Annotated in this window: 24 protein-coding genes, 2 tRNA genes and 1 pseudogene; 3 read left to right on the top strand and 24 right to left on the bottom strand. The window is 70.2% G+C overall.

The annotated features are described in order from the left end of the window. Positions 1-185: 185 nt before the first annotated feature. The 8 genes and pseudogenes from A5728_RS14695 to coaD all read right to left on the bottom strand — a co-directional run. Positions 186-290, bottom strand: a pseudogene (locus A5728_RS14695) (type II toxin-antitoxin system YoeB family toxin); the annotation flags it as partial. Positions 291-352: 62 nt separating this feature from the next. Continuing rightward, positions 353-1,009, bottom strand: coding sequence for a cation transporter (locus A5728_RS03145; protein WP_082943200.1), 657 nt, complete (start codon positions 1,007-1,009; stop codon positions 353-355). A gap of 130 nt (positions 1,010-1,139) precedes the next feature. Beyond that, a complete protein-coding gene (gene mutM / locus A5728_RS03150; protein WP_064845667.1) occupies positions 1,140-2,069 on the bottom strand; it encodes a bifunctional DNA-formamidopyrimidine glycosylase/DNA-(apurinic or apyrimidinic site) lyase in 930 nt (309 codons plus the stop codon). A 7-nt stretch (positions 2,070-2,076) separates the two neighbouring features. Further along, positions 2,077-2,781 (bottom strand): ribonuclease III, encoded by a 705-nt coding sequence (rnc, locus tag A5728_RS03155; protein ID WP_064845668.1) that lies wholly within the window; start codon positions 2,779-2,781, stop codon positions 2,077-2,079. 1 nt (position 2,782) lies between these two features. Continuing rightward, complete coding sequence (gene rpmF / locus A5728_RS03160; RefSeq protein WP_012398114.1) at positions 2,783-2,986, bottom strand: 50S ribosomal protein L32; 204 nt, start codon at positions 2,984-2,986, stop codon at positions 2,783-2,785. Positions 2,987-2,988: 2 nt separating this feature from the next. After that, the gene (locus tag A5728_RS03165) at positions 2,989-3,579 is read right to left on the bottom strand and encodes a DUF177 domain-containing protein (RefSeq protein WP_064845669.1); all 591 of its coding nucleotides are present in this window, start codon (positions 3,577-3,579) and stop codon (positions 2,989-2,991) included. A gap of 37 nt (positions 3,580-3,616) precedes the next feature. Then, positions 3,617-4,099 (bottom strand): hypothetical protein, encoded by a 483-nt coding sequence (locus A5728_RS14010; protein WP_156523365.1) that lies wholly within the window; start codon positions 4,097-4,099, stop codon positions 3,617-3,619. 58 nt (positions 4,100-4,157) lie between these two features. Further along, positions 4,158-4,628: a pantetheine-phosphate adenylyltransferase gene (gene coaD, locus A5728_RS03170; protein WP_064845670.1), complete on the bottom strand. Its 471-nt coding sequence runs from the start codon at positions 4,626-4,628 to the stop codon at positions 4,158-4,160. 128 nt (positions 4,629-4,756) lie between these two features. Between coaD and A5728_RS03175 the strand changes: the two genes are divergently transcribed. Next, a complete protein-coding gene (locus A5728_RS03175; protein WP_064845719.1) occupies positions 4,757-5,935 on the top strand; it encodes an aminotransferase class I/II-fold pyridoxal phosphate-dependent enzyme in 1,179 nt (392 codons plus the stop codon). A 140-nt stretch (positions 5,936-6,075) separates the two neighbouring features. Here the strand turns inward: A5728_RS03175 and rsmD are convergent, their stop codons facing one another. The 4 genes from rsmD to thiL are packed head-to-tail and all read right to left on the bottom strand — an operon-like array spanning position 6,076 to position 10,991. After that, the gene (rsmD, locus tag A5728_RS03180) at positions 6,076-6,669 is read right to left on the bottom strand and encodes a 16S rRNA (guanine(966)-N(2))-methyltransferase RsmD (protein WP_064845671.1); all 594 of its coding nucleotides are present in this window, start codon (positions 6,667-6,669) and stop codon (positions 6,076-6,078) included. Continuing rightward, the gene (locus tag A5728_RS03185) at positions 6,666-8,894 is read right to left on the bottom strand and encodes an ATP-dependent DNA helicase RecG (RefSeq protein WP_082943207.1); all 2,229 of its coding nucleotides are present in this window, start codon (positions 8,892-8,894) and stop codon (positions 6,666-6,668) included. The genes rsmD and A5728_RS03185 overlap by 4 nt, the downstream gene beginning before the upstream one ends. Before the next feature lie 44 nt (positions 8,895-8,938). Beyond that, on the bottom strand, positions 8,939-9,886 hold the full coding sequence (locus tag A5728_RS03190) for a DAK2 domain-containing protein (protein ID WP_231885487.1): 948 nt from the start codon (positions 9,884-9,886) through the stop codon (positions 8,939-8,941). Then, a complete protein-coding gene (gene thiL, locus A5728_RS03195) occupies positions 9,876-10,991 on the bottom strand; it encodes a thiamine-phosphate kinase (RefSeq protein ID WP_064845672.1) in 1,116 nt (371 codons plus the stop codon). The genes A5728_RS03190 and thiL overlap by 11 nt, the downstream gene beginning before the upstream one ends. Before the next feature lie 74 nt (positions 10,992-11,065). On the opposite strand from thiL, the gene A5728_RS03200 reads away from it, so the two are divergent. Then, complete coding sequence (locus tag A5728_RS03200; RefSeq protein ID WP_082943202.1) at positions 11,066-11,692, top strand: DUF3515 family protein; 627 nt, start codon at positions 11,066-11,068, stop codon at positions 11,690-11,692. Positions 11,693-11,701: 9 nt separating this feature from the next. Here the strand turns inward: A5728_RS03200 and A5728_RS03205 are convergent, their stop codons facing one another. The 7 genes from A5728_RS03205 to leuC all read right to left on the bottom strand — a co-directional run bounded on the left by A5728_RS03205 (position 11,702) and on the right by leuC (position 19,370). Next, positions 11,702-12,784, bottom strand: a complete 1,083-nt coding sequence (locus A5728_RS03205; protein ID WP_064845674.1) for a sulfite oxidase — start codon at positions 12,782-12,784, stop codon at positions 11,702-11,704. 58 nt (positions 12,785-12,842) lie between these two features. After that, on the bottom strand, positions 12,843-13,994 hold the full coding sequence (locus A5728_RS03210) for a D-alanine--D-alanine ligase family protein (protein ID WP_064845675.1): 1,152 nt from the start codon (positions 13,992-13,994) through the stop codon (positions 12,843-12,845). Continuing rightward, positions 13,991-15,061 (bottom strand): NAD(P)H-dependent glycerol-3-phosphate dehydrogenase, encoded by a 1,071-nt coding sequence (locus tag A5728_RS03215; RefSeq protein WP_064845676.1) that lies wholly within the window; start codon positions 15,059-15,061, stop codon positions 13,991-13,993. The genes A5728_RS03210 and A5728_RS03215 overlap by 4 nt, the downstream gene beginning before the upstream one ends. Beyond that, positions 15,058-15,801 carry a 1-acyl-sn-glycerol-3-phosphate acyltransferase gene (locus A5728_RS03220; RefSeq protein ID WP_064845677.1) on the bottom strand — a complete coding sequence of 248 codons (744 nt, stop codon included), beginning with the start codon at positions 15,799-15,801 and terminating at the stop codon, positions 15,058-15,060. Before A5728_RS03220 ends, A5728_RS03215 begins: the two co-directional genes overlap by 4 nt. 72 nt (positions 15,802-15,873) lie before the next feature. Continuing rightward, positions 15,874-17,193 carry a UDP-N-acetylglucosamine 1-carboxyvinyltransferase gene (gene murA, locus A5728_RS03225; protein WP_064845678.1) on the bottom strand — a complete coding sequence of 440 codons (1,320 nt, stop codon included), beginning with the start codon at positions 17,191-17,193 and terminating at the stop codon, positions 15,874-15,876. 97 nt (positions 17,194-17,290) lie between these two features. After that, entirely contained in the window at positions 17,291-17,890 is a 600-nt protein-coding gene (gene leuD, locus A5728_RS03230; RefSeq protein WP_064845679.1) for a 3-isopropylmalate dehydratase small subunit, read from the bottom strand. Positions 17,891-17,936: 46 nt separating this feature from the next. Next, positions 17,937-19,370, bottom strand: coding sequence for a 3-isopropylmalate dehydratase large subunit (gene leuC / locus A5728_RS03235; protein ID WP_064845680.1), 1,434 nt, complete (start codon positions 19,368-19,370; stop codon positions 17,937-17,939). Positions 19,371-19,530: 160 nt separating this feature from the next. Between leuC and A5728_RS03240 the strand changes: the two genes are divergently transcribed. Further along, positions 19,531-20,343: an IclR family transcriptional regulator gene (locus tag A5728_RS03240; RefSeq protein ID WP_082943203.1), complete on the top strand. Its 813-nt coding sequence runs from the start codon at positions 19,531-19,533 to the stop codon at positions 20,341-20,343. A 63-nt stretch (positions 20,344-20,406) separates the two neighbouring features. Here the strand turns inward: A5728_RS03240 and A5728_RS03245 are convergent, their stop codons facing one another. From A5728_RS03245 to gltX, 5 genes are all read right to left on the bottom strand, one after another. Beyond that, complete coding sequence (locus A5728_RS03245) at positions 20,407-22,074, bottom strand: GTPase (protein ID WP_064845682.1); 1,668 nt, start codon at positions 22,072-22,074, stop codon at positions 20,407-20,409. After that, the gene (locus A5728_RS03250; RefSeq protein WP_064845683.1) at positions 22,071-23,825 is read right to left on the bottom strand and encodes a dynamin family protein; all 1,755 of its coding nucleotides are present in this window, start codon (positions 23,823-23,825) and stop codon (positions 22,071-22,073) included. Before A5728_RS03250 ends, A5728_RS03245 begins: the two co-directional genes overlap by 4 nt. 120 nt (positions 23,826-23,945) lie before the next feature. Continuing rightward, positions 23,946-24,018, bottom strand: a tRNA-Glu gene (locus A5728_RS03255). Positions 24,019-24,182: 164 nt separating this feature from the next. Continuing rightward, positions 24,183-24,254 (bottom strand) — tRNA-Gln (locus A5728_RS03260). 142 nt (positions 24,255-24,396) lie between these two features. Beyond that, complete coding sequence (gltX, locus tag A5728_RS03265; RefSeq protein ID WP_064845684.1) at positions 24,397-25,917, bottom strand: glutamate--tRNA ligase; 1,521 nt, start codon at positions 25,915-25,917, stop codon at positions 24,397-24,399. Positions 25,918-26,113 lie beyond the last annotated feature (196 nt).

Genomic DNA, 26,113 nt, shown 5'->3' on the forward strand with positions numbered 1-26,113 from the left:
GGGGCCCCCCCCCCCCCCGCCCCGCCCCCCCGGACCCCCCCCCCCCCCCCCACACGCGCGCGGCCCCGCCAACGACCTGCAGATCGTGCGCGCACAGTAGGCGCTGTGGTGCCCGGGGGGTGGCGCCGGGGGCACGATGCGAACCAGGGTGCAGGCCCCGCTACCCGGCCTCCGCGTGCGGTTGCTCAGTAGTGGTAGCGCGCTTGCAGGATGATGAGATCGTCACCCACGACCATGTAGACCAGCCGGTGTTCGGCAGTGATTCTCCTCGACCACGCGCCTCTGCCTCCGGTGCATCCTGGCGTGAGTGGCCGGGTACGACGTCCGGACAGGGCCGGGACCGATGCCCGGATCAATCGATCTCTTCGCCGGCGAGGGCCTTGGCGGCCAGGCGCTCCTCCTCACTGACCTCCCACACCTCGTAGGCGGCGTGCAACGCCAGCAGGATGATCAGACATCCGAGGACCAGGTCCGGCCCTCCCGAGCCCGTCCATGCGGTGATCAAGGCCATGACGATGATCGCCACGTTCACTAGCACGTCGTTGCGGGCCGAGAGGAACGCGGCGCGGCCGAGGGAGCCGCCGTGGTTGCGGACGCGGGCGATGACGAGAGCACTCGTCCCGTTGATGACAATGGCGCCGAGCGAGGCGAGGACGACGGGCAGCACGTCCGGTGCCACAGGCTCGGCGAACCGCTGAGCTGCTTCCCATGCCGCGAACGCGGCCGGAGCGAGGATCACGACGGCCATGACCTTGCCCATGACGGCGCGCTTGGCCAGGGCCCAACCGAGCGCCACGAAGATCAACAGGTTGATCGAGGTGTCCTCGAGGAAGTCGACACTGTCGGCCAGCAGCGACACCGACCCTGAACCGAGCGCGACGAAGAACTCGACGAAGAAGTACCCGAAGTTCAGGAGGGCGACCGTGAGCACAGCTCGACGGACCCGGGGTGCATCGAAGGCGCCGGGCGCCTTCCCCGGGTTCTCGTCCGGTTCACTGGGAGCATTCATGGGCACAATTCTCGTCATTGGCTCTCGGGGTCGCCCCGGGGCCAGCGGGTGATCCGGATGGCCTGGGCGGCGTGGGGACATCGATGCCGGTCTCGACCCCCGACGGGCGAGCCGCCTGCGGGGTCTCTCGTCAGGGCCGGAAACGTCTCGGCCGCCGCTGGCACCGCGAGCAGCGATACGAGGAACGGTTGGCGAAGCGCTCACGCACGATGACGCCGTCGTCCCCGCCGGCCTCGCAGCGAGGGCACGGCTGGCCCGCACGGCCATAGGCGTTGAGTGACCGGGAGAAGTACCCGGACTCGCCGTTGACGTTGACGTACAGCGAGTCGAAGCTCGTGCCGCCCGCGTCCATCGCGCGACGCATGACCTCCTGGCACGCCGCCACGAGTGTGTATGTGCGCGGCGCGGTCATGGTCTCGGTGGGCGCGGCCCAGTGCAGGCGCGCCGCCCACAGCGCTTCGTCCGCGTAGATGTTGCCGATCCCGGAAATCAGCCCCTGGTCCAGCAGCGCGCGCTTGAGCCCGGTCCGACGACGCCGCAGCGCCGCGTGGAAGGCCGCGACGTCGAAGAGCGGATCCAGCGGATCGCGCGCAATATGCACGGCGTGTTCCGGGACCGTGCCGTGGCCGTCCGACGCGGGCACCAGACGATCCAGCAGCATTCCACCGAAGATCCGCTGGTCCACGAACCGCAGTTGCTCTGGCAACGGCTGCCCGGACTCGTCGAGCGCCGGGGACAGCTCCAGCCGGATGCGCTCGTGGCGCGGCCTGGGGTGTTCCGGGGAGGACACGAGCAGTTGCCCGCTCATCCCCAGGTGCACGAGCAGTGCGCGGGAAGGTTCTGACCCATCCGCAGCGCGCACGGGCAACCACAGGAACTTGCCGCGCCGGCACGCGTCGACAACTGTCAGCCCGGTCAGTTCGCGACGGAAATCCTCCGGGCCGTCGGTGTGACGCCGCAGGGACCGGGGGTCCACGACCTCCACGCTCTCCACGGTGCGCCCCACGACCCAGCGGGCGACGCCGCGGCGCACCACTTCCACTTCGGGCAACTCAGGCACGGCGCGCTCAGTTCTCGGTGGCGAAACGTTCGACGATCGCCTCGCACGCGACCGCGGCGGCCGCGCGTTCGGCGGCCTTCTTGGACGTCCCCTCGCCGTGTCCCAGGACATCACCGTGCACGACGACGTCCGCGGCGAAGCGACGCGCGTGGTCCGGGCCGGTGCCCTCGACCTCGTAGCGCACGGTCCCCAGCTCGTACTGGGAGGCGAGTTCCACCACGCGGGTCTTCCAGTCGCGGCCCTCGTGCAGCACGCGGGTGTCCTCGAGCAGGGGGACGATCAGTCGCAGCACGAGATCGCGCGCGGGCAACGGCCCACACGCCTCGTAGACGGCGCCGATCAGGGCCTCGGTGGTGTCCGCGAGGATGGAGGCCTTCTCGGCCCCGTGCGTGCGGATCTCGCCCTTGCCCAGGCGGATGTGGGGGCCGAGGCCGAGGGTCTTGGCGACCCCGGCGAGCGCGCGGGCGGAGACCACGGATGCCCGCAGTTTCGCGAGGCTCCCCTCGTCCCACTCGGGATAGCGGTGGAAGATCTCGTCCGTGACCGCGAGCTGCAGGACCGCGTCCCCCAGGAACTCGAGGCGTTCGTTGTGGACTTCCCCGGGATGCTCGTACGCGTACGAACGATGTGTGAGCGCAATGCGAAGCGTCTCGGTGTCGAGGTCGACACCGAGACGCTCAAGCAGTTCGCCGGGATCCGGCAAAATGGTCACCTTACGCGTCAGCGACCTTGCGACCCTTGTACTCGTAGAACAAGGGGGTGCCGGCGGAATCGGAGACCAACTTGGCCTGGTGCGGCAGGCTGTAGCTGACCTTGCCGTTCTCCACGGTCTTCACCAGTTTGGGGGCTTGCGCCTTCCACTGGGAGCGGCGCATCCGGGTATTCGCGCGGGACATTTTCCGCTTGGGAACAGCCACGGCTATCTCTCTTCTCTCGTGTCGGTTGTCGGCTCCGACGCCTGCGGATCCCCCGATTCGGTCATCAGCCCCTGCAGGGCGGACCAGCGGGGATCCAGGACGTCGTGGTGGTGGTCCGGGTCGTTCTCGAGCCGTGCGCCGCACTGGGCGCACAGGCCCGGGCAGTCAGCCCGGCACACCGGTTGGAACGGCAGTTGTGTGATCACTGCGTCCCGAAGCATCGGTTCGAGGTCGATCTCCTCGTCCCGCACTTCATACACTTGCTCGTCCTCGACGTTCTCGTCACCCTGGGGGGACGGATCGAAGACGAAAAGTTCTTGCACGTCGACCGGTAGTTCGTAGTCGATGGGGTCGAGGCATCTACTGCATTCCCCGTGAACGCTCACGATCACGGTTCCGGACACCAGAATACCGTCGTGGACGGATTCCAGGCGCAGCTGCAGATCCATGGGCGCGCCCTCCGGCGAGCCGATGAGCGCCGTACCGAAGTCCTTCGGTGCGGGTGCCTCGACATCCAGGGTTTCCATGGTCCCCGGTCGGTGTTCGAGATCCCTGACGTTGAACGTGAGAGCTGAACTGTTGCGGTGATTCACGAAACTCCTGGCTAACGACACTGGCCGACAGACCACCTTAGCATGCCGACCCTCGTCGGTTCATCCCACGGGCCCCGTCCGGATGTCCTCCGGACGCACGGCCGTGGCATCCGCGGGCTCTCGCCGGGCGACGGCCCGCCCGATCAGCGGCGCGGTGAGACCATGCAGCATCACGGAGCAGAACACGACCATGACCACACTCTCCAGGATGATCCCGATCTGCGTATCGATCCCGCGCGGATCCAGCCACGCGATCGTGGCGCGTTCGGGCCAGGTCGCTCGGGACCAGGACGCAGGCCAGCACGAGGCACAGGGACAACCGGACGTCCGGCAGCAGGTACATGGCGGCGAAGAACACCGCGATGAGACTGAGGGGCAGGGCCAGGAACAGCACGCGCAGCACCGGGGTGCGGCTGCGACGCGGGGCGTCGCGGATGTCCAAAGCGTCCATGAACAGCAACACGGACAGGATCACTTCCACGGTGCGTTCCACCGAGGTGCTGGTCAGGGACTCGATCAACGGGGTCGAGCTCTACCACCCCGCGGCCATGCCCGACCTGGCAATTCCGCCGGGCCCCTCAGTGCCGTTCGATGGCCCGCAGGACGGGGTCGGGAACGAACGACGCGACGTCGCCCCCGAGTGCCGCGACCTCCATCACGAGGGACGAGGACACGTGCAACAGGGACGGCTCCCCCGGCAAGAACACCGTCTCCACGCCCGTGAGGGAACGGTTCATGGTGGCCATGGGCAGTTCGTAGTCGTAGTCCGCGCTGTTGCGCAGCCCCTTGATCAGGGCCACCGCCTCCCGGCGCTCCGCGTAGTCCGCGATCAGCCCCGACGCGAGCGGTTCCACGACCACGGCCGGTTCGTCCGCGAACACCTCGCGCACCAGTTTGATCCGGGTGTCCTCGCTGAAGCGGTGGGTCTTGTTGGGGTTCGTGGACACGGCCACGATCACCTCGTCGAACAGGCGGGCAGCGCGGTGGATCACCGCGCAGTGTCCCAGGTGCAGCGGGTCGAAGGACCCCGGGCAGATGGCGCGTCGCATGGCACCACCCTAGCGGCAGGGGTTCCTAGACTGGGCCCATGATCGCAGACGCTCACGACCACTCGCCCGCGGCCGCACCCCGCGCCGATCCCGCCCGGGAGCTGTCCCGCGCCCAGCCGTGGCAGCGCATGGCCGCAGGCGGCGGGCTGCTGGATCCCTCCGGGGCCCTCCGTTCCACGGTCTTCGAAGAGATGACGGCGCTCGCCACGCGCACCGGCTCGGTGAACCTCGGTCAGGGGTTCCCGGATTTCGCGCCGCCGCAGCCCATGGTCGACGCCGCGGTGGCCGCCCTGCACACCGGGCACCACCAGTACGCGCCCATTATCGGCGTCCCCGCACTGCGCCAGGCGGTGGCTAAGCACCAGCGCGACCACTACGGTCTGCACCTCGACCCCGATTCGCAGATCGCCGTGAGCGCGGGCGCGACCGAGGGCATGACCGCGGCGCTGTTGTCCGTGCTGCAGCCCGGGGACGAAGTGGTCATGTTCGAGCCGCGCTATGACCTCTACGGCGCGGCCGTGGAATTCACCGGCGCCACGCCCGTTCCCGTCCCCCTGCTCCCCCCGACCTTCACGCCGGACCCGGACGACGTGCGCGCCGCGTTCTCCCCCCGCACCCGCGCCGTGATACTCAACGACCCGCACAACCCCACGGGCACGGTGGCGTCCCGCGAGTTCAAGGAACTGCTCGTGGAGCTCGCCACGGAGTTCGACGCCGTGATCGTGACCGACGAGGTGTACGAGCACCTCCGGTTCGCCGGGCCCCATGAGCCCATCGCCTCCCTGCCCGGGGCTGCGGAGCGCACCCTGAGCGTGTCCTCCGCGGGGAAGACGTTCTCCGCCACGGGCTGGCGCGTGGGCTGGGTGAGCGGCCCGCCCGAGCTGATGCGCGGGGTCATCGCCGTGAAGAGCTATCTTTCGCACAGCGCGGCCGCCCCGCTGCAGCACGCCGTGGCCCATGCACTGAGTTTCCCGCCCGCGTTCTACGATGCGCTGCTCGAGGACTACCGCGAGCGCCGAGACGTGCTCGTGGCCGGGCTGCGGGAGGCCGGGCTGACCCCGCCGGTTCCCGAGGGCACGTTCTTCGCGGTCGCGGACGTGAGCGATCACTACGCGCTCGCCGGGGTGGACAACGCCACGGACCTCGGCCGGCACTGGGCCGAGAACGCGGGTCTGGTGGGCATCCCGGTCTCGGCGTTCGCGGGTCCCGCGAACCGGGGGCTGTACGCGGACTGGCTGCGGTTGGCGTTCTGCAAGCGCACGGACGTGCTGCGCGGGGCCATGGCGGGACTCGCCGCCGCGGTCTGACAGGCCGTTACCGGGCGCCGACGGCGGCGCGCTCGGCCTCGCGCAGCTCCGGCTCGCGAGGTGCCTGAGCCGGTGCAGCTGACCAGGTCGACCGCGCAGGGGCCCGGGTCGACGACGCCCGGACCGGGGTGCCGCCGAGGTCAGTCCGCGTCCGAGGCACCGGGCGCGTCGTCGTCCGCTTCGAGGAACCACAAGCGGGTCTCGCCATGCTCGCCGTCCTCGAAACGGCGCAGGCCGCGGGGCCACGCGGGCTCCTCGGTGCGTGTGGAACGCTCGACCGCGATCACCCCGCCCGGCCCCAGCCGACCCGCGAGCCGCGAGAGCGTCCGGGCGAGCTCATCGTTGTCCAGAGGGTAGGGCGGGTCGGCGAGCACGAGGTCCCAGCGGTGGTGCGCGGCGCGGCCCAGGTACCCGGCCACGGCGGACTGCACGGTGGTGATCTTGGTGTCCGGGCACGACGCCGCTACGAGCGTCGCGTTCTCCCGGCACACCGCCGCCGCCACGGCCGCTCGTTCCACGAGCGTGACGGTCGCGGCTCCGCGGCTCGCCGCCTCGAGGCCCAGGGCGCCCGAGCCTGCGAAGAGGTCGAGGACGCGTGCGCCCTCACACATGCCCCAGGCGTCGAGCCGGGCGAACAGTGATTCCTTGACCCGGTCGGTCGTGGGTCGTGTGGCCGAGCCGGGCACCGACTTCAGGCGTTGGCCGCCGGCTCGTCCGGCTATGATCCGTGTCATCCTCGCTCCAGGAATGCTTGTCGGTCCTCGTCCAGGACCCGTGTGATCGCCGCACGCAGGGCGGGGTGTTCGGTGAGCTGCGGGTCGTCGTGGACCACGATCTCCGCGGCGGCCCTGGCCCGTGCGACGAGGGCCTCGTCCCGCAGTGCACTGATCCACCGTAGGCCGGAGCGGCCCCCGGACTGGGACGCGCCCAGGATGTCCCCCTCCTTGCGCAGGCTCAGATCGACTTCCGCGAGATCGAAGCCGTCCGTGGTCGCGGCCACGGCGTCGAGACGCGCGCGCCCGGGATGATCGGGGGGCGTGCGGGTCACGAGCAAGCACGTGCCCGGGTGCTCACCGCGCCCGATCCGCCCGCGCAGCTGGTGTAGTTGGGAAATCCCGAACCGTTCCGGGTCCGCGATGATCATGAGCGTGGCGTTGGGGACGTCCACCCCGACCTCGATCACCGTGGTGGAAACCAGTACGTCGGTGTTCCCCGCCGCGAAGTCCGCCATGGTGCGAGCCTTGAGTGGCGTGTCCTGGCGACCGTGCAGCACGGCCACGCGGGCGCCCCGAAGTTCGGGCTGTGCGGCCACGAGCTCGGTGAGCCACGTGACGGTCGCGGGCTCGAGATCTTCCTCTTGCGTCTCGATGGAATCGCGCAGGCTCTCGAAGGGGGGCACCGCGGCGTCATCGCCGATCTTGGGCGCGACGACGTAGACCTGCCGGCCGCGCGCGACGTGCTCCGCGGCGAGCGCCCACACGCGGCGTTCCCAGGCCGGGCCGTGCTCGGCGAGGCCCACGACGAACGTGCCGATGGGTTGGCGCCCGCCCGGCAACTCCCGCAGTGTGCTCACGTCCAGGTCGCCGAAGACCGTCATGGCCACGGTGCGCGGGATGGGCGTGGCCGTCATCACGAGGGTGTGCGGGGCCTGGCCGGCCTTGTCCCGGAGGGCGTCGCGTTGTTCCACGCCGAAGCGGTGCTGCTCGTCCACGACGGCCAAGCCGAGGTCCGCGAACTGCACCGCGTCCTGGATCAGGGCATGGGTGCCCACCACGATGCCCGCGGCGCCGCTGGCGATGTCCAGGAGGGCCTTGCGGCGGGCGGGTGCGGACATGCTGCCGGTGAGCAGGGTGACCCGTGTGGCCTCCGGGTCCCCACCCAGCTGCCCGGCCATGGCGAGGGGGCCCAGCGCGGCCGTGATCTTCTCGTGGTGCTGCGCGGCGAGCACCTCGGTGGGGGCGAGCATGGCCGCCTGGCCGCCGTGGTCCACGACCTGGAGCATGGCCCGCAGCGCGACCACGGTCTTACCGGAGCCCACATCGCCCTGCAGCAACCGGTTCATGGGTGCGGTGCCCGCGATCTCCCGGGAGATCTCCTCCCCGACCGCCCGCTGGCCAGGGGTCAGGGCGAAGGGCAGGGAGGCGTCGAAGCGGGCCAACAGGCCGTCCTCCCGCGGGGGTCGTGGGGCCACGGGATGCGCGGCGTGCTCCGCGCGACGGCGCACGAGCTCGGCCTGCAGGACGAACGCTTCCTGGAACCGGAACCGATTGCGCGCCCGTTCGTAGGCCGCCACGGTCTCGGGAACGTGCAGATCCCGGTAGGCCTGTCCCGGTTCCGGCAGTCCCTGCGCGGCGACGACGTCGGGCGGCAGCGGGTCCTGGATCGCGTCCAGGTCCGCGGTGAGCAGTACTTGCTGGACCACCTTTCCGATCCGCGGCGTGGTGAGCTTGCCGGACTCCGGGTACACGGGGATGGGCATGAGCTCACCGGAGTCCGAGGCGGCACGGGACACCGATTCGGGGGTGTCCACGAGGGCGTAGTCCGCGCCCGCCATCGACAGGTTCCCCCGGTAGAACTCCGGCTTCCCCGTGAACAGGGCGAGCGCCCCCACGGGGAGGTCCTTCTGGGCGGAGTACGCGTTGAAGAACGTGATCTTCAGGTAGGCACCGGAGTCGTCCGAGACCGTGACGTCCGTGAGACTGCGCCGAGGATCACTGCGCATGCGCCGGGTGCTTGTGCTCTCGACGCGTGCGACGAACGAGGTCCGCTCCCCCGCCACCAGGTCCGTGAGCGCCTGGATCTTCCCCCGGCGGATGTAACGCCGTGGCGCGTGGTCCAGCAGTTGGCCCACCGTGGTGATCCCCAGGTCCTTGGCCAGCAGGGACACCGTGGAGCGCGGGGACTTCCCGGGGACGTAACGGGTCAGGGGCTGGTCCAGCAGGTCCGCGAAGGCGGGCAACCCCTGCGGCGCGGCAGGCGCATCCCCGTCCGGCTGGTGGCTGGTCACCGTGGCTCCGCCGCGAGGGACGTCACTGTCACATTGCGCGCGGTGCCGCGCCGGCGCATGAGGTCCAGCGCGGTGTCCGGGTCCGCGACGTGCACGTGGACGCGCCACGTGTACCCGTTCTCGTTCTCACTGACCGCGCTGACGATCACACTGTCCCCGGCGTCGTCGAGCTCGTGGCGCAGTTCGGCGGCGTCCAGGGCGGAGAGGTCCATGGTGCCCATGACCTCGTACCCATCCGAGGGCTCCTGCTCGTCACTCGTGAGCGGCAGCGCGTGGTCCCGGACGATGTCCTGCACGGGGTCCGCGGCCGAGTCCTCCCCGCTGAGTTCGGCGCGCAGCGCCGCGAGGATGACGAGCATGCCGAGCGCGCCGGAATCCACCGTGCCGCGTTCACTGAGCACCGGAATCTGGTCCACGGTGTCGATAACGGCCTGCGTGGCGGCCTGCACCATGAGGTCCAGCCACTCGACGAGCTGCTGATTGGACCCTTCCGCGGCGGTGTCCGGGACGGGTACCTCCCCGGCGGCCTGCAGGACGGAGATCATGGTCCCCGGAACGGGCTCGGTGAGTGCGGACCAGCACCGGACCTGGGCTGCCATGAGCGCCGCCTTGAGCTGCGCGGCGGTCAGCCGCACGCAGCCCTCCACCGCCTGGCCCATGGCGGTCAACGCCACCGCGGCCAGTACGCCGGAGTTCCCGCGGGCCTGCTCGAGGGCGGCCTGGCCCGCGTAGACGAGCAGTTCGCCCACGTCCCTGCCCTCGATCAGGTGCGCGGCCTCCGCCGCGAATCCCACCGTGGCGCTGAGGTTCGCACCGGTGTCCGCGTCCGCGACGGGGAAGACGTTGAGATCGTCTAGAACGTCCGCGTGCTCGCGCAGCCGACGGTGCGCGGCGTCGAGCCAGTTGCGTATCTCGGTGGTGGACGAGCCGGCTCTATGGCTCAAAGTGATCCCATCCTTCGACGACGTCGCGACCGAACCACTGCCGTGGGCTCCGGCCCGCAATGGTCACGGTGCCGCGCTCGTGGCGCCGCTGCCGTGCTCCGTTCCCTGCTGACGAGCCACCGCCCCGGGGGCCGTCCTCGCGAGGCAAGGGTGCACACGAGCCTATCGCACGGACCCCGGACGGCAACGGGGAATCCACAGGGAGCACGGCGAGCAGACCGTGGTCCTCACCCCCCGTGAGCACCCACTGCCACGGGTCCACCCCAACGGCCTCCCCCGCGTGGGCGAGCGTGTGCACCGCGGGTTCCAGGGCCTGCGGGTCCAGGTCGATGCTCACGCCGCTCGCTCGTGCGATCCGGCGGACATCGCGCAACAGACCGTCCGAGATGTCGAGCATGGCGATCGCCCCCGCCCGAGCGAGTTCCGCCCCCACGGAAACGGGCGGGGCCGGTCGCAGTTGGGCGCGGTGCAGCGCGGTCCGTTCGGGCTCGGGGACGCCGTCCCAGCGCCCCGGCACGGGGGTCTGCAGGGCGTCCAGTCCGGCCGCCGCGCGGCCGAGCACGCCCACGTGCACGAGGGTCCCGCCCCGTCCGGCCCCACTGCGCAGTACGGGCTCACTCTCGAGCCTGCCCAGGACCGTGGCCGTGACGGACAGTTCCCGCCCCCACCCGAGGTCCCCGCCCACGAGCGCGCACTCCGCCGCGCCCAGTTCACCGAAGGCCCGCGAGAGTCCCGCCGCGAACTCGGAAACCCATGCGACCTGGGTGTCCCCCGGCATGGTGAGGGACACGACCATGGCCGTGGGCACGGCCCCCATGGCGGCGATGTCCGCGAGGTTCTGCGCGGCGCACTTGTGCCCCACGTCCGCGCCGGTGGTGCGGTAACCGCACGGCCACACGGTCGCGAAGTCCTGGCCCACGGTCAGCGTGTCCGTGGTGACCACGACCCGCTCGCCGGGGGCCGCGATCACGGCGCAGTCGTCCCCGGGTCCCACCAGGACGTGCGGTCCGTCCGTGGTGGCGCCCGGGAGGAACGCGTCCAGCAGCTCGGTCTCGCTGAGCTGGGACACGGTGGTCCCGGGCGGGGCGGCGGGCTCGTGCGTCATGTCCCTTACACTAGCGAGCCACTCCGACGGGCACAGTCACCGAACTCCCGGGTGCAGCACCTATCCTGGGTGCCATGATTTCCCCGGCCTCGCAGCACCCGTCCACGCCCACGTCCGCCGCGCAGGCCCCCGGGACTCTGCCGCGGCTGCGCGGCGTCGTACGGGGCGCAGGGCACGCTGCCGCCGCGGGGCGCGGGAGGGCGCGAGCGACGTCGTCGTCCCGCCGCCGCGTGGCCGGCGCGGCTGTGGTGGGTGCGCTCGTGCTCACCGGGTGCGGTTCGACCGTAACCGTGGACGGCGCCCCGGACAACGCCAACCCCGACTGCGCGTCCGTGATGCTCGCGATGCCCGAGTCGGTGAGCGGGATGGATCAGCGGGAGACCTCGAGCCAGGGCACCACGGCCTACGGGGACCCGTCGGCCATGATCGTGCGCTGCGGCGCGGAGGAACCGGGACCCACCACGGACCCGTGCACGAACGTCAACGGCGTGGACTGGCTGATCTCCGAGGTGCCGGATCAGAAGGACCAGTGGCGCGCGGTGACCTACGGCCGTTCCCCCGCGGTGGAGGTGCTCTTCGACAGCAGCCGCGTGCCGTCCTCAACCGCGCTCGTGGACACGGGATCCGCCATGCAGAACATCGAGCAGACCCGGCAGTGCCTGTCCGTCAAGGACACCCTGGAGCAGCAGGGCCGCCCCTAGAAGGCGGCCTCACTCGACCGTGACCTCCACCCGGGCCCACGAGTTGTTCACGTAACCCTTGGGGTTCCACAGCGCTCGCGGTGACTCCGGCTGGCACGCGCCGGTGCTGTCCCACGCGCGGGCCATCAGGACGTGGGACCCGGCCCCGGTCACCGGGACGAGTGCCTCCCAGTGCTGCCACGCCCACGGGGAGGCCGCCGCATCCAGCTCGGCCTGGCGCCACGTGCGCCCGTCGTCCCCGGAGACGTCCACGCGCGCCACCGTGCGATCGTCCCCCGCGTACGCGTACCCGGTGACGCGCACCGGACCGCCCGGAAGGTGCTCGTGCTCCTCCGGGCTCAGGATGTCGCAGTTCAACGCGACGGATCCCAGACTGATGCCGTCCCCCGGCCCGGCGTGATCCGGGTCCGCCTCGGGCGGCAGGACGCGATAGGCCGTGGCCTGGAAGTAGTTCTCGGACGGGTCCGCGCGCACCGTGATCCCGCGCAACCACTTGACGCTGCGCGCCCCCACGTACCCGGGGACGACGACGCGCACGGGCGCCCCGTGCACCAAGGGCAGGGGTTCGCCGTTCATCGCCCACGCGAGCAGCACCTCGGACGACAACGCCTTGGCGAGCGGGATCGACCCGCCGTAGGCCTGCGGGGGATCCGCGAGGTCGGAAACGTCCGAGGCCGTGAACTCCACGTGCCGGGCGCCGTCCGCGACACCGACCGACCGCAGGACGTCGCACAATCGAGCCCCGGTCCACGGCGCGGTGGAGGTGGCCCCGGGTCCCCACGGGTCCTCCCCCGGGATGTCACGCACGGGCAGGAAACCGGCACGGCGATTGCCCGCGCACTGCATCGTGGCCGTGAGCGTGTGGTGCGTGAACTCCTCCCGCAACCGTTCCGGCGTGAAGCTCGCGGACTCGTCGACGAGCCCGTCGACCGTGACCGCCCAGTCCCCGGGGTCGTTCTCGGGCACCGGGCCGTGATTGCGCACGTAGAAGGAATCGGGGGTCGTGATCGGATCGTGGAGTCCCGACCGGGGTGGTTCCGCGTTGTACGGGTTGGTCTCGTGGACGATCATGTCATCGCGTTTGTGCCACACGGGTGCCCCTTCCGACCCCGGCGTTCACGCGACCCTCACGCGGCGTGCGTGGGCGGGTTCAGCGCAGCCCCACGGGCCGTTCGAGCGCCAGGGTGATCAACTCGTCGATGAGTGCACTGTACTGCAGCCCGCTCGCGTCCCACATGCGCGGATACATGGAGATGGGGGTGAACCCGGGCATGGTGTTGATCTCGTTGATGATCACGCGGTGATCGGGCGTCACGAAGAAGTCGCAGCGTGCGAGCCCCTCACCGTCCACGGCGTGGAACGCGCGCACCGCCTCGCGGCGCAGCGTGTCGATCACGTCCTCCGGGAGCTTCGCGGGGCACGAGAGTGCAGCGCCGTCGTCTTCAAGGTACTTGGCCTCGAAGTCGTAGAACGCGTGACCCTGCACCTCGATCTCCCCGGGCAGGGACGCGCGGGCCTCGTCGGTGCCGTGGCCACCCAGGACGGCGCACTCGATCTCACGGCCGTCGATGCCCGCCTCGATCACGAGCTTGCGGTCGTGTTCGCGCGCGGTCTCGATGGCCGCGTCCAGTCCGGAGGGGTCGTCCACCCGGGTGATCCCGAAGGACGACCCGGCGCGCGCGGGCTTGACGAAGACCGGGAAGCCCAGCTCGGCGACGGCGCGGTGCACGCCCTGCGGGTCGGTGCGCCACGTGCGGTCGTGGACCACGGTGTACGGACCCACCTCGAGTCCGGCGGCCTGGAACGCGAGCTTCATGAAGTGCTTGTCCATCCCGATCGCCGAGGCCGCCACGCCGCACCCCACGTACGGCAGGTCCGCGAGCTCGAGCAGCCCCTGCAGGGTCCCGTCCTCACCGAACGGACCGTGCAGCAACGGGAAGACGATGTCCACGTGGCGGCCGCGGGTCAGGGCGGCACCGTGCTCGTCCGAATCGTGGATCAGCAGCCGGCTGTCCCCCGTCTGCAGGGGCAGGCTCACTCGTCGCCGCCCCACGGGCAGCTGCGCCATGGGCTGCTCGTCCAGCAGCGCCTCGAGTTCCTCCTGGGAGTACAGGAACCATGCGCCGTCCGTGGAGATCCCCACACTCACCACGTCCCACGTGTCACGGTCGATGGCCCGCAGCACCGAGCGCGCTGTGATGAGGGAGACGGAATGTTCCGACGAGCGCCCGCCGAACACGACCGCGACACACGGCTTACTGCCCGCGGCGGTGGACTCGGGGTTCTCGTGGGTGGTGCTCATGCGCTGTTCCCTTCGGATTTCAGATCGCGGCCCAACAGCCTGGGCGCCAGTTCGTGGACCGGAACGTCGTTGCGCAGTACGCTCACCACGGCCTCCGTGATGGGCATGTCCACGCCGTGGTGGCGCGCGAGGGCGAGGACCGCGGGGGCGGACTTGATCCCCTCCGCGGTCTGGGTCATGGCGTCCTGCACCTGCTCGAGGCTCAGTCCGGCCCCCAGGAGCCTACCGGCCGTGTGGTTGCGGGACAGGGAGGACGAGCACGTGGCCACGAGGTCGCCCATCCCGGACAACCCCGACAAGGTGGTCAGGTCGCCGCCCAGCGCCAGGGCCAGCCGTGTGGTCTCGGCCAGGCCGCGCGTCATGACCGAAGCTTTGGAGTTGTCCCCGTAGCCGCGGCCGTCGCAGATCCCCACGCACAGGGCGATCACGTTCTTCACGAGACCGCCGATCTCGGTGCCGATCACGTCCGTGTTCGTGTAGGGCCGGAAATAGGGTGCGGCGCAGCAGCGCGCAACCCACGCGGCGGTGTCGTGATCGGTGGCCGCGACCACGGAGGCCGTGGGTTCCTCCCGCGCGATCTCCATGGCCAGGTTGGGCCCCGAGAGCACGCACGTGCGCCGGGCCCACTCCTCCGCGGTGCGCTGCGTGTGTTCGGCGAGCACCTGAGCGATCACCTGGGTCATCCGCAGCCCCGTCCCGGATTCGAGTCCCTTGGCCAGGGACAGGATCACGGCCTCCGGTTCCACGTACGACGCCGCCGCGCCCAGTTGCGCGCGCAGCGATTGGGCGGGGATCGCGGCGACCACGAGGTCCGCTCCCGCGAGCGCCGAGCGCAGGTCGCTCGAGTACTCGAGGGTTTCCGGTAGCTCGATCTCCGGGACGTAGCGGTCGTTGCGGTGCTCGCGGGCGATCCGCTGCATCGACTCGGGATCGCGGCCCCACAGACACACGGTGCGCTGGGCGCTGGCATCCGCGGCGGCGTCCGCGAGGACCTTGGCGAACGTGGTGCCCCACGAACCCGCTCCCAGCACGGTGACCTTGCGGGGACCGTTCGGATCCGGCGTCACGGGGCCACCTTCCCGGCTCGCGGGTCGAAGAGCTCGCGCGGCGCTTCTTCTTGCCGCAACTCACCCAGCAGATCGGTGATCGCACCCATGATGGATTCGGTGGCCTTCATGAGCTCGTCGGAGGACGGATGACCAGGGCGCTGGAGACCGCCGGGGACGAGGTCCTCCGGGTGCATCGGCTCTCCCACGAGCACGTCCACGCGCTTACGGGGCCACAGGCTCACCGTGCGGTGACCGCTGGGGTCCCGGTACAGGATCTCCTGGTCCCCCCAGTGCGCCATGGGCACCACCGGGACGCCGGCCTTGAGCGCGAGACGAGCGGCTCCCGTGCGCCCGCGCATGGGCCACATCTCGGTGTCCAGCGTGATGGTGCCCTCCGGATACACGATTACGGCGCCGCCGCTGTCGAGTTCGGCCAGGGCGGCCACCAGGGAGTCCTTGGCGCGCGAGGTTCCGCGGTACACGGGGACCTGCCCGATCTTCGCGATGATGGTGCCCACCACCGGGACCCGGAACAACGACTCCTTAGCCAGGAACCGCGGCATGATCCCGGACGCGTACACCGGGTAGGCCACGGTGATCGGATCGAGCTCCGTGAGGTGGTTGGCCACCACCACGAAACCGCCGGAGTCCGGGAAGTTCTCCCGGCCACGCCAGTGGGATCTGGCGAACAGTCGGTAGACGGGGATCACCATCCCCGCGAGGACGCGGAACGTTGAACGCTGCGAGGTCCTACTCATCCGGGCTGTCACTCCTTGCTGGACGGATTGCAGTTCCCTCGATCGGGTGAGCCGTGCGGTGCGGGCGGGGGCTCACCGCTCGTCGACGGTGAAGTTCGCGCCCAGCCCACCCAGTTTGTCGGTGAAGTGCTCGTAGCCGCGCTTGATCAGTTCCACACCGGTCACGTGCGAGACGCCCTCCGCGGACAGCGCCGCGATCAGGTGGGAGAATCCGCCGCGCAGGTCTGGGATGTGGATGTCGGTGGCGTGCAACGGCGTGGGGCCGGAGATCACGGCGGAGTGCAGGAAGTTGCGCTGCCCGAAGCGGCACGGCACCGAGCCCAGGCACTCGCGGTGCAACTGGATCACGGCGCCCATGCGGTTGAGCGCGCGCGTGAAGCCGAAACGGTTCTCGTACACGGTCTCGTGCACGATCGACACGCCCTTGGCCTGGGTCAACACGACCACGAGCGGTTGCTGCCAGTCGGTCATGAATCCGGGGTGCACGTCCGTCTCCACGATCAGGGGGTTGAGGTCCCCGCCCGGGTGGTAGAAGCGGATGCCGTCCTCGCGGATGTCCAGCCCACCGCCCACCTTGCGGAAGGTGTTGAGGAAGGTCATCATGTCCGCCTGCTTGGCGCCGGCCACGAAGATGTCACCGCCGGTGGCCAGTGCCGCGGAACCCCACGACGCCGCTTCCATGCGGTCGGGCAGCGCGCTGTGCACGTACCCCGTGAGTTCAGGAACGCCCTCGATGCGGATCACACGGTCCGTCTGCACGGTGATGAGCGCGCCCATCTTCTGCAGGATCGCGATCAGGTCCATGATCTCGGGCTCGGTCGCGGCACCGCGCAGCTCGGTATGGCCCTCGGCACGCGTGGCGGAGAGCAACACCTGTTCCGTGGCCCCCACGGACGGGTACGGCAAGTCGATCTTGGCGCCCTGCAACCCGTGCGGTGCACTCATCCGGATCCCCGAATCGAGCTTCTCCACCTTGGCGCCGAAATTGCGCAGCACCTCGAGGTGGTAGTTGATGGGTCGGTCACCGATCCGGCACCCGCCCAGGTCCGGGATGAACGCCTCTCCCAGGGCGTGCAACAGCGGGCCGCACAGCAGAATCGGGATCCGCGAGTCGCCGGCGTGGGCGTCGATGTCCGCATGGCGGGCACGAGTCACGTTGGTGGGGTCGAGCGTCAACTCACCCCGGGCGTCGTCGCGCGTGACCTCCACACCGTGCAGGCTCAGCAGGTCCGTGACGACCTTGACGTCCTTGATCTCCGGCACGTTGCCCAGCGTGGAAGGAGTGGAGCCGAGCAGCGCGGCCACCATGGCCTTGGGAACCAGGTTCTTGGCGCCGCGTACCGTCACCTGACCCGACAGCGGAACGCCGCCGGTGATGCGCAAAGAAGTCATGACCTACCGATCTGCGGGAAGGGATCTCCCGGGCGCGGAACACGCACGGGACCTCGACATTCTACCGGCTCGAACCGCTGATCGGTCCAGCCGCCACTCAGGTTCGGGCGGGCAGCGTGGTGGGCTTGAACGCGGGGCGGGTGCGCTCGTACGCATCGATCTCCGCCTCATGCTGCAGGGTCAACCCGATGTCGTCGAGACCCTCCATGAGCCGCCAGCGGGTGTAGTCGTCGATCTGGAAGGGCACCGTCACGGGCCCGCACGTGACGGTGCGCGACTCCAGGTCCACCTGGATCTCCACGCCGGGCTGCTCCTCCATGAGCTTCCACAGCAGCTCTACGTCCGACTGGTCCACCTGCGCCGCAAGCAATCCCTGTTTGCCCGAGTTGCCGCGGAAGATGTCCGCGAAACGGGAGGAGATCACGGCCTTGAACCCGTAGTCGCGCAGCGCCCACACGGCGTGCTCGCGCGACGACCCCGTACCGAAGTCCGCGCCGGCCACGAGCACGGAAGCGTTGCGGTACTCGGGCTGGTTGAGCACGAACTCGGGGTTCTTGCGCCACCCGGCGAACAGGGCGTCGTCGAAACCGGTCTTGGTGATGCGCTTGAGGTAGACGGCGGGGATGATCTGGTCGGTGTCCACGTTCGACTGCTTGAGCGGGGCACCCACGCCCCGGTGGGTGGTGAACTTCTCCATGGCTGTGTCCTTTTCTGGTGGTGTACGTCGCGGCGGGTTGCGGGGCTCAGGCCACCGGCTCGAGGTCCGACGGCGCGCTGAGGGTCCCCCGCACGGCCGTGGCCGCCGCGACCACCGGCGACACCAGGTGGGTGCGCCCGCCCTTGCCCTGGCGCCCCTCGAAGTTGCGGTTGGACGTGGAGGCGCAGCGCTCCCCCGGCGCCAACTGGTCCGGATTCATCCCGAGGCACATGGAGCATCCCGCGAAGCGCCAGTCCGCGCCGAAGTCCGTGAACACCTTGTCCAGCCCCTCGGCCTCGGCCTGCAAGCGCACCTTGGCGGAACCGGGGACAACCATGACCCGCACGTTCTCGGCCTTGCTGCGGCCTTTGACGATCGCCGCGGCGGCCCGCAGGTCCTCGATGCGGGAGTTGGTGCACGAGCCCAGGAACACGGTGTCCACGGGGATCTGCTTCATGGGTGTTCCGGCTTCCAGGCCCATGTACTCGAGGGCGCGCCGCGCGGCGTCCTTGGCGTTGTCGTCCCCGGCGTCCTCCGGATCCGGGACCGCCTGGGACAGCGGCACGCCCTGACCCGGGTTGGTGCCCCACGTGACGAACGGCTCCAGTTCATCCGCGTTGATGAACACTTCGCGGTCGAACGTGGCGCCCTCGTCCGTGCGCAGGGTCTTCCAGTACTCCACGGCGGCGTCCCAGTCCTCACCCTGTGGCGCGTGCGGGCGGCCCTCGACGTAGTCGAACGTGGTCCGGTCCGGCGCGATCATCCCCGCCCGCGCACCCGCCTCGATCGACATGTTGCAGATCGTCATGCGCGCTTCCATGGACAGGGAGCGGATCGCGGACCCGCGGTACTCGAGCACGTGACCCTGCCCGCCGCCCGTGCCGATCTTGGCGATCACGGCCAGGATGATGTCCTTGGAACTGACCCCCGGCTTGAGCGTGCCCTCCACATTGATGGCCATGGTCTTGAACGGTGCGAGCGAGAGGGTCTGGGTGGCCATGACGTGCTCCACCTCGGACGTGCCGATCCCGAACGCGAGCGCCCCGAAGGCTCCATGCGTGGATGTGTGGGAGTCACCGCACACCACGGTCATCCCCGGCTGGGTCAGCCCCAGCTGCGGACCCACCACGTGCACGATCCCCTGTTCGGCGTCCCCCAGGGAGTGCAGCCGCACACCGAATTTCTCGCAGTTGCGGCGCAGCGTCTCGATCTGCTTGCGGGAGGTCTCGTCCGCGATGGTCGAGAAGATGTTTTCGGTGGGCGTGTTGTGATCCTCGGTCGCGATCGTCAGATCGGTGCGCCGCAGTCCGCGTCCGGCCAGCCGCAGGCCTTCGAAGGCCTGGGGGCTCGTGACCTCGTGGAGCAGGTGGAGGTCGATGTAGATCAGGTCGGGGCGTCCGGCCTCGCCCTGGCGCACCAAGTGGTCGTTCCACACCTTCTCCGCCAGCGTCCGCGGCGCGGTGGTCTGTGTGCTCGTCATCTCGTCACTCCTGCTCGTGTCCTGGCGTGCGGTGGGCGACGCCGCGTGGGCGGCGTTCGCGCGTCCCGCACGTGACCGTTGCCATCATGGTCATCGTTCGCGGCGAGCAGTTCCACTCCTCGGACTTGCTTCTCGCATTGTGAGACGGCAATATCAAGGCATGGACACGACGCACGCGATGGATCCTTCCGGAGCCCCCCTGGGCTCTCCCCTGGGCGGCCGAGGGACGGGCTCGGGCATGCCCGAGGAGTCCTCGTTCTCCCCCTCCGGCGTGGGGGTCATCGACAAGGCCTCCCTCATCCTGGACGCCCTCGAGGCCGGTGCGGCCTCCCTCGCGGATCTTGTGGAGACCACGGGGCTCGCGCGACCCACCGCCCACCGGCTCGCAGTGGCGCTCGCCCATCACCGGTTCGTGGGCCGGGACGTGCACGGGCGCTTCATCCTCGGGTCCCGCCTCGTGGAGCTCGCCTCGGCCGCGGGTGAGGACCGACTGATCTCTGCCGCGGCCCCCGTGCTCCTGCAGTTGCGGGACAGTACCGGTGAGTCCTCCCAGGTGTTCCGCCGCCAGGGCGAGTGGCGCGTGTGCGTGGCCTCGGCCGAACGGCCCATCGGCTTGCGCGACACGATCCCCGTGGGCACCCAGTTGTCCATGAAGGCGGGCTCCGCCGCGCAGGTGCTCGTGGCGTGGGAGGACCACGCGCGCCTGATCGAGGGGCTGCATCACGCGCGGTTCTCCGCCACGACCCTCGCCGGGGTACGACGCCGCGGCTGGGCCCAGTCGATCGGCGAACGCGAACCGGGGATCGCCTCGGTCTCCGCGCCCGTGCGTGGACCCTCGGGCAGGGTGATCGCCGCGGTGTCCATCTCGGGACCCATCGAACGCCTGTCCAAGCAGCCCGGTCGGAAGCACGCGGACATCGTGGTCCAGGCGGCCCGGCACCTCACGGAGGCCGTACGCGTCAGCGCCGCGTGAGCCCGTGGGCGCAACCCGGGCCGGGCGCATCGGCAAGGGTGAGCCCCGAGCACGCCGTGCAGGTCAGCGCCGCGTGAGCGCCGCCCGTGCCACGGCCCCGGTGAACTCGCGGTGCGCCTCGAGTTCGTGTTCCACCGGGGCCTGGACCGTCTCCTCGGCGGTCGTGCGGACGGAACGCTGCAAGCGACGTCGTACCCGCGAGGCCCGGACACGGGACGCGAGCGACGCGATCACCGCGCCCGTGAGCGCGAGGAAGAGCGCGAGCACGACCCCCGCGAGCACCATGAGCGTGGGCACGGGTAGTGGGAAGCCCTCGACCGTGGGTGGCGGGGGCAGGGGGATCTGGAAGTACTCGGCCAGGAACAGACCCAGCAACCACAACAGACCGAGCACCGTGACGAGCATGGCGAGCCACTGCAGGACGTCGAAGACGATCCACCACCAGGACGCCCCGCGCGCGGAGAACTTGGTGCGTGCGACGGCTTGGTCCAGCGCGTCCGGCAACCGCTGTTCGTTGCTGCGGGCGGCGCCACGGATGCTGCGCCGCCACGGCTCCCCAGCGCCCTGGGAGACGTCGTCCGCGAAACCGCGCACGGCGGAGTCCGCGGCGGCCTTCTGGGACGCGTTCATGGGCGGCAGGGACGTGCGGTGCACCCCGGGGTCCGAGTGCTTGTCATGGCTCTCGATGTGCAGGCGCTTGAGCGGGTCCTTGCGCAGGCGGGTGAGCCAGCGCGTGGCGATCCACCCGGTGTGCCGCCCCGCGCGCAACCGGTACGAACGGGCCGCGGCGTCCGCGACCAGGTCGATGCCGGCGGCACGCGCGAGCCCGGCGGTGAGCCGTTCACTCGCGTCCTTGGTGATCCCGCGCGGATCGCCCTCCCCCGCGGCGCGCGCGAGTTCCCCGGCGCTGTGGATGACGTCCGCCTCGAGCCGCTGCCCGGCGGCGGCGCGTTGGGCGGCCACGGCGTGGATCCGGTCCCGCAGCTGCGGGACACCCTGACCCGTAAGAGCGGAGACGGCCACGGGCGCGCTCGGCCCGGTCGCGGGGAGGCCGTCCTGCGCCACGAGTTCCGTGAGCGATGCGAGCACCGAGGGGACGTCCCGCTCATCGAGCCGGTCCGCCTGGTTGAGCACGACCATGGTCACGGCGCCGTGGCGCGCGAGCGGCTGCACGAAGTCCTGGTGCAACACCGCGTCCGCGTACTTCTGGGGGTCCACGACCCACACGACCACGTCCACGAGACCGACCATGCGCTGGACGATCTGCCGGTGTTCCCGCGTCACGGAGTCGAAGTCCGGCAGGTCCAGCAGCACGAGCCCACCGCTCGTGGTGCTCGCCTTGCGCCCGCGCCCGGTGGACGTGCTCAGCGCGGGACCCACGACCCTGCGGTCAGCGACGTCGAGCCAGTCGAGCAGCGGCTGGCTGCCCTCATCCCCCCAGATCGCGGCGAGCGGTGCGGAGGTCGTGGGTCGGCGCGCCGCACTACGGGCGAGGTCCTGACCGACCACGGCGTTGAACAGGGAGGACTTGCCGGAGCCCGTGGCGCCGAAGAAGCCCACCACGGTGTGGTCCGCGGACAGGGCCCGGCGCTGCGCGGCGCGCTCGAGGGTCTCCCGCGCACCCCGGATCACCTCGGCGTCCAGGCGACCCTCCGCGATCTCCACGGCCTGCGCGAGTCCTGAGATCCGATCGGGCAGGGACACGTCCTGGTCCCGGGAACGCGGGCTCACAGGGCCTCGCTCTCTGCGCGCACGCGGGCGGCCGCTGCGTGCAGTTGCTCGGCCGAGGGGTGCTCCCCGAGTTCGTCGATCGTGTCCAGGAACTGCTTGGCCCGACCGGCCAGCATCGTCCGGATCCGGGTCTCCAGGTTCTTGCGCGCCTGGTCGCTCATCCGGCGCACGGCGTCCTCACCGAAGACCGCCTCGAGCAGTTTGGTCCCCACGACACCCGAACCACCCGCGATCCCGACCTCCAGGCCGGTCAGCCCGCCCGTGGTCGAGAACACGGCGATCATGAGGATCACGGCGAGCGCGTTCACGCCCAGCGACATTGCGCGGGCCCGCGTGCGCTTGCCCGCGCCTTCCTGCTGGATCATGAGCATGACGTCCGACTGCCACGACCGGATGCTCTCCGCGACCTGGTCGGGGAAGTCCGGTGGCAGGCCGGCCGCATCCCGGCCCGCAAGCAACACCTGTCCGGCGGGCTCGTCACGCCAGCGCCGCTCGGCGGATTCCGCGGCACGGGCCGTGTTCTCCACGATCACGGCCTGCAGACCCGATTCGATGGCTTCCTCCACGCGCACCTCGGGTGCGGGTTGGCCCTTGAAGAACGCGGTCATCCGGTCCCGGACCCGCCCGATTCCCGCCTCGAGGCTGCGGAAGAACTCGCCGGTTCCCACGAAGTCCTGCCAGCGTGCGAGCACCTCACCGCGCAACAGGGTCCCGTCCCGAGTGGAGTCGATGATCGCGCGCAGCGCCTCGTCGAAGGACGTGGTCACCTCGCGGCGCAGGTGCTCCTCCGTGTGCTGCTGGCCCGCCACGGCCTCCGCGGTGCGGTCGGTCGTGTCCGCGAGTTCCCGCACCGCTCCCCCGAGGGTGCGCGCGGCGATCTCCGAGCGGGCCTGCGCGTCCGCGCCGAGCGTCTCGAGCCACTCACGCAGCGGTTCCACGGCGGCCGGGGGCAGCATGCGCAGCTCGTTGAGCGGGGACTCCTCGACCACGAAGATCGGGGCGCCACCCAGTCCCTCCTCGTTGAGCATCCGCCGCAGGTCCTCCTCGATCTCCGCGGCCGACGACGCCTGCACCCGGTCCAGCACCACGGCCACCGTGATGTCGCGCCCCGCAGCGTTGCGCAGCAGCTGCCACGGCACGGCGTCCGCGTAGCGATTGGCGGTCGTGACGAACAGCCACAGGTCCGCGGCGGAGAGCAACTGGGCGGCCAGGGCCCGGTTATTGTCCGAGACGGAATCTACGTCCGGGGCGTCCAGGATCGCGAGGCCCTTGGGGATGTTCTGGTCCGCGAACAACACGAGGGACCCGGTGTCCTCCACGGCCGTCCCACCGTCGTCGGGCGCCGGCGCGGGGCGAGAGGGATCCACGAGGGTCCCCTGGACCCGGGCCAGGTGCGGCAGCACACGCTGAGTGGTGAACGCCCCCGCGTCGCTCGGGTGATGGATCAGCAGGGGTCTGCGCGTGGTGGGGCGAATGGCCCCGGAGCGTGTGACCGGGTGGCCCACGAGGGCGTTGACCAGGGTCGATTTTCCCGCGCCCGTGGAACCGCCCACCACGGCGAGCAGCGGGGCGTCCAACGAACGGACACGCGGCAGGACGTAGTCGTCCAACTGGGCCACGGCACGCGCCGCGTTCTCGCGCTGTTGCGCCGCGCTCGCCGTGGCGAGCGGCAGGGTCGTGGAGCGCAAGAGCTCACGCGTGGTCTCGAGGGACTCGATGAGCGGCACGGCCGGTGCGTTCTCGGTGTTCACACGATCATTGTGCCAGCCGTCACGCGGGCGTCGCGGCAGCGCGCCGGGAACGGACGGGAGCAGTGGGTGGCAGACATGCGAAGAGCCCCGGTTTCCGTGGAAACCGAGGCTCTTCCGTAGTGACCCCAGCGGGATTCGAACCCGCGTTACCGCCGTGAGAGGGCGGCGTACTAGGCCGCTATACGATGGGGCCGTGTACTTTCCATGGACCGCTGTCGGAAACTCGTTCCTGTGCGGTCCCGCGTTGACGCACCAAACAGTAACATCTTCGCGGTAATGCTCCAATTCGGGAAAACCCACCGTGGAACAGCGATGCTCGGTCCGTTCGAACCGTGGTCCGTCCGATGCCAGAAAGCGCTGGGATACCAGGACTCGAACCTAGAATGACGGTACCAGAAACCGTTGTGTTGCCAATTACACCATATCCCAATGGTCTCGTTGCCCCCCGGTCCGCACCGGATCGGCCGCGCAACGAGCAATAACTATACCCGGGGAACCCGCGGCTGCCAAACCGGTCCGCGGGGTGGGGGTCGCCTCCCGGGTGACACCCACCCGTCGCGGACGGATCGGGTCAGGACGCGGCGAGGTGCTCGCGCAGCGCGCGAATGCGCTTGAGCGACGATTCTTTCCCCAGGATTTCGAGGGATTCGAACAGGGGCGGGGAGATCCGCTGGCCGGACACTGCCGTGCGGACCGGGCCGAACGCCAGGCGCGGCTTGATCCCCAGGCCATCCACGATTGCCTCGCGCAGGGCGATCTCAATCTTCTCGGCCGAGAACTCCTCCAGCGACTCGAGAGCCGTGAGAGCGGCGTCGAGCACCTGGGGTGCGCTGTCCTTGAGCTGCTTGGCGGCGTCCGGGGCGATCTCGATCTGCTCGTCCGGCAGGAAGAGGAAGCCCAGCAGGCCGGGGGTCTCACCGAGCAGGTTCATGCGCTCCTGCACGAGCGGGGCGGCCCGATCCAGGACGTCGTTCTCCTTCTCGGTCAGGGTCTGCCCCACGAGGCCGGCGGAGCGCAGGTACGGGATCAGCCGGTCCCGGAAGTCCCGGGGGTCCAGCATGCGCACGTGCGTGCCGTTGATCGCCGTGGCCTTCTTGAGGTCGAAGCGCGCAGGGTTGGCCAGGACGTCGTGGATGTCGAAGTTCGCCACGAGTTGGTCCACGGTGAAGATGTCCTCGTCCGCGGACAGCGACCACCCGAGCAGGGCCAGGTAGTTCAGCAAACCCTCGGGGATGAACCCGTTGTCGCGGTGGTGGAAGAGGTTAGACTCCGGGTCCCGCTTGGAGAGCTTCTTGTTGCCCTCCCCCATGACGTAGGGCAGGTGCCCGAACTCGGGGATGAACTCGGCGACCCCGATGCCCATGAGGGCGCGGTACAGCGCGATCTGCCGGGGCGTGGAGGACAGCAGGTCCTCGCCGCGCAGTACGTGGGTGATCCCCATGAGGGCGTCGTCCACGGGGTTCACGAGTGTGTAGAGCGGCTGGCCGTTCGCGCGGGCCACCACGAAGTCCGGGACCGAGCCCGCCTTGAAGGTGATCTCACCGCGCACGAGGTCCGTGAACGTGATGTCCTCGTCAGGCATGCGCAGGCGTAGCACGGGCTTGCGGCCCTCGGCCCGGAACGCATCCTTCTGCTCCTCTGTGAGGTCACGATCGAAGTTGTCGTACCCGCGCTTGGGGTCCTCACCCTTGGAACGGTGACGCTGCTCGACCTCCTCGGGCGTGGAGAAGTCCTCGTAGACGTAGCCGCCGGCCACGAGCCGGGTCAGGACGTCCTGGTAGATCTCGCCGCGCTGGGACTGCCGGTAGGGCTCGTGGGGTCCGCCCACGTTGACGCCCTCGTCCCACGTGATGCCCAGCCAGCCCAGGGCGTCCAGGATCTGCTGGAAACTCTCCTCGGAATCGCGGGCGGCGTCCGTGTCCTCGATCCGGAACACCAGCGTGCCGCCCGTGTGGCGGGCCCACGCCCAGTTGAACAGGGCCGTGCGGATCAGACCCACGTGCGGGGTGCCCGTGGGGGACGGGCAGAAGCGCACGCGCACGGGTGCGTCGGCGGGAACGGTGGGGTGCAAAGTCGCTGCGTCGTCAGTCATGATGCGTTTATTCTACGGGTAGGAGTCATCCCCGCGGCGGGCACGGGGACTGCCCGCACGGGCGTCGGCGAGCGCTGCCGCACCGCCCCGGCCGGCTCCGACGACGGCGCGCCGAGGGACGGCTCGGCAACGCGTGCGCCCCGGGTCGTCAGGCGACGGCGCACCCCGGGGTGGCCCGGTAACGGCGCGCCCCGGG

The organism is Kocuria sp. ICS0012, from assembly GCF_001665945.1.
Lineage (GTDB): Bacteria > Actinomycetota > Actinomycetes > Actinomycetales > Micrococcaceae > Kocuria > Kocuria marina.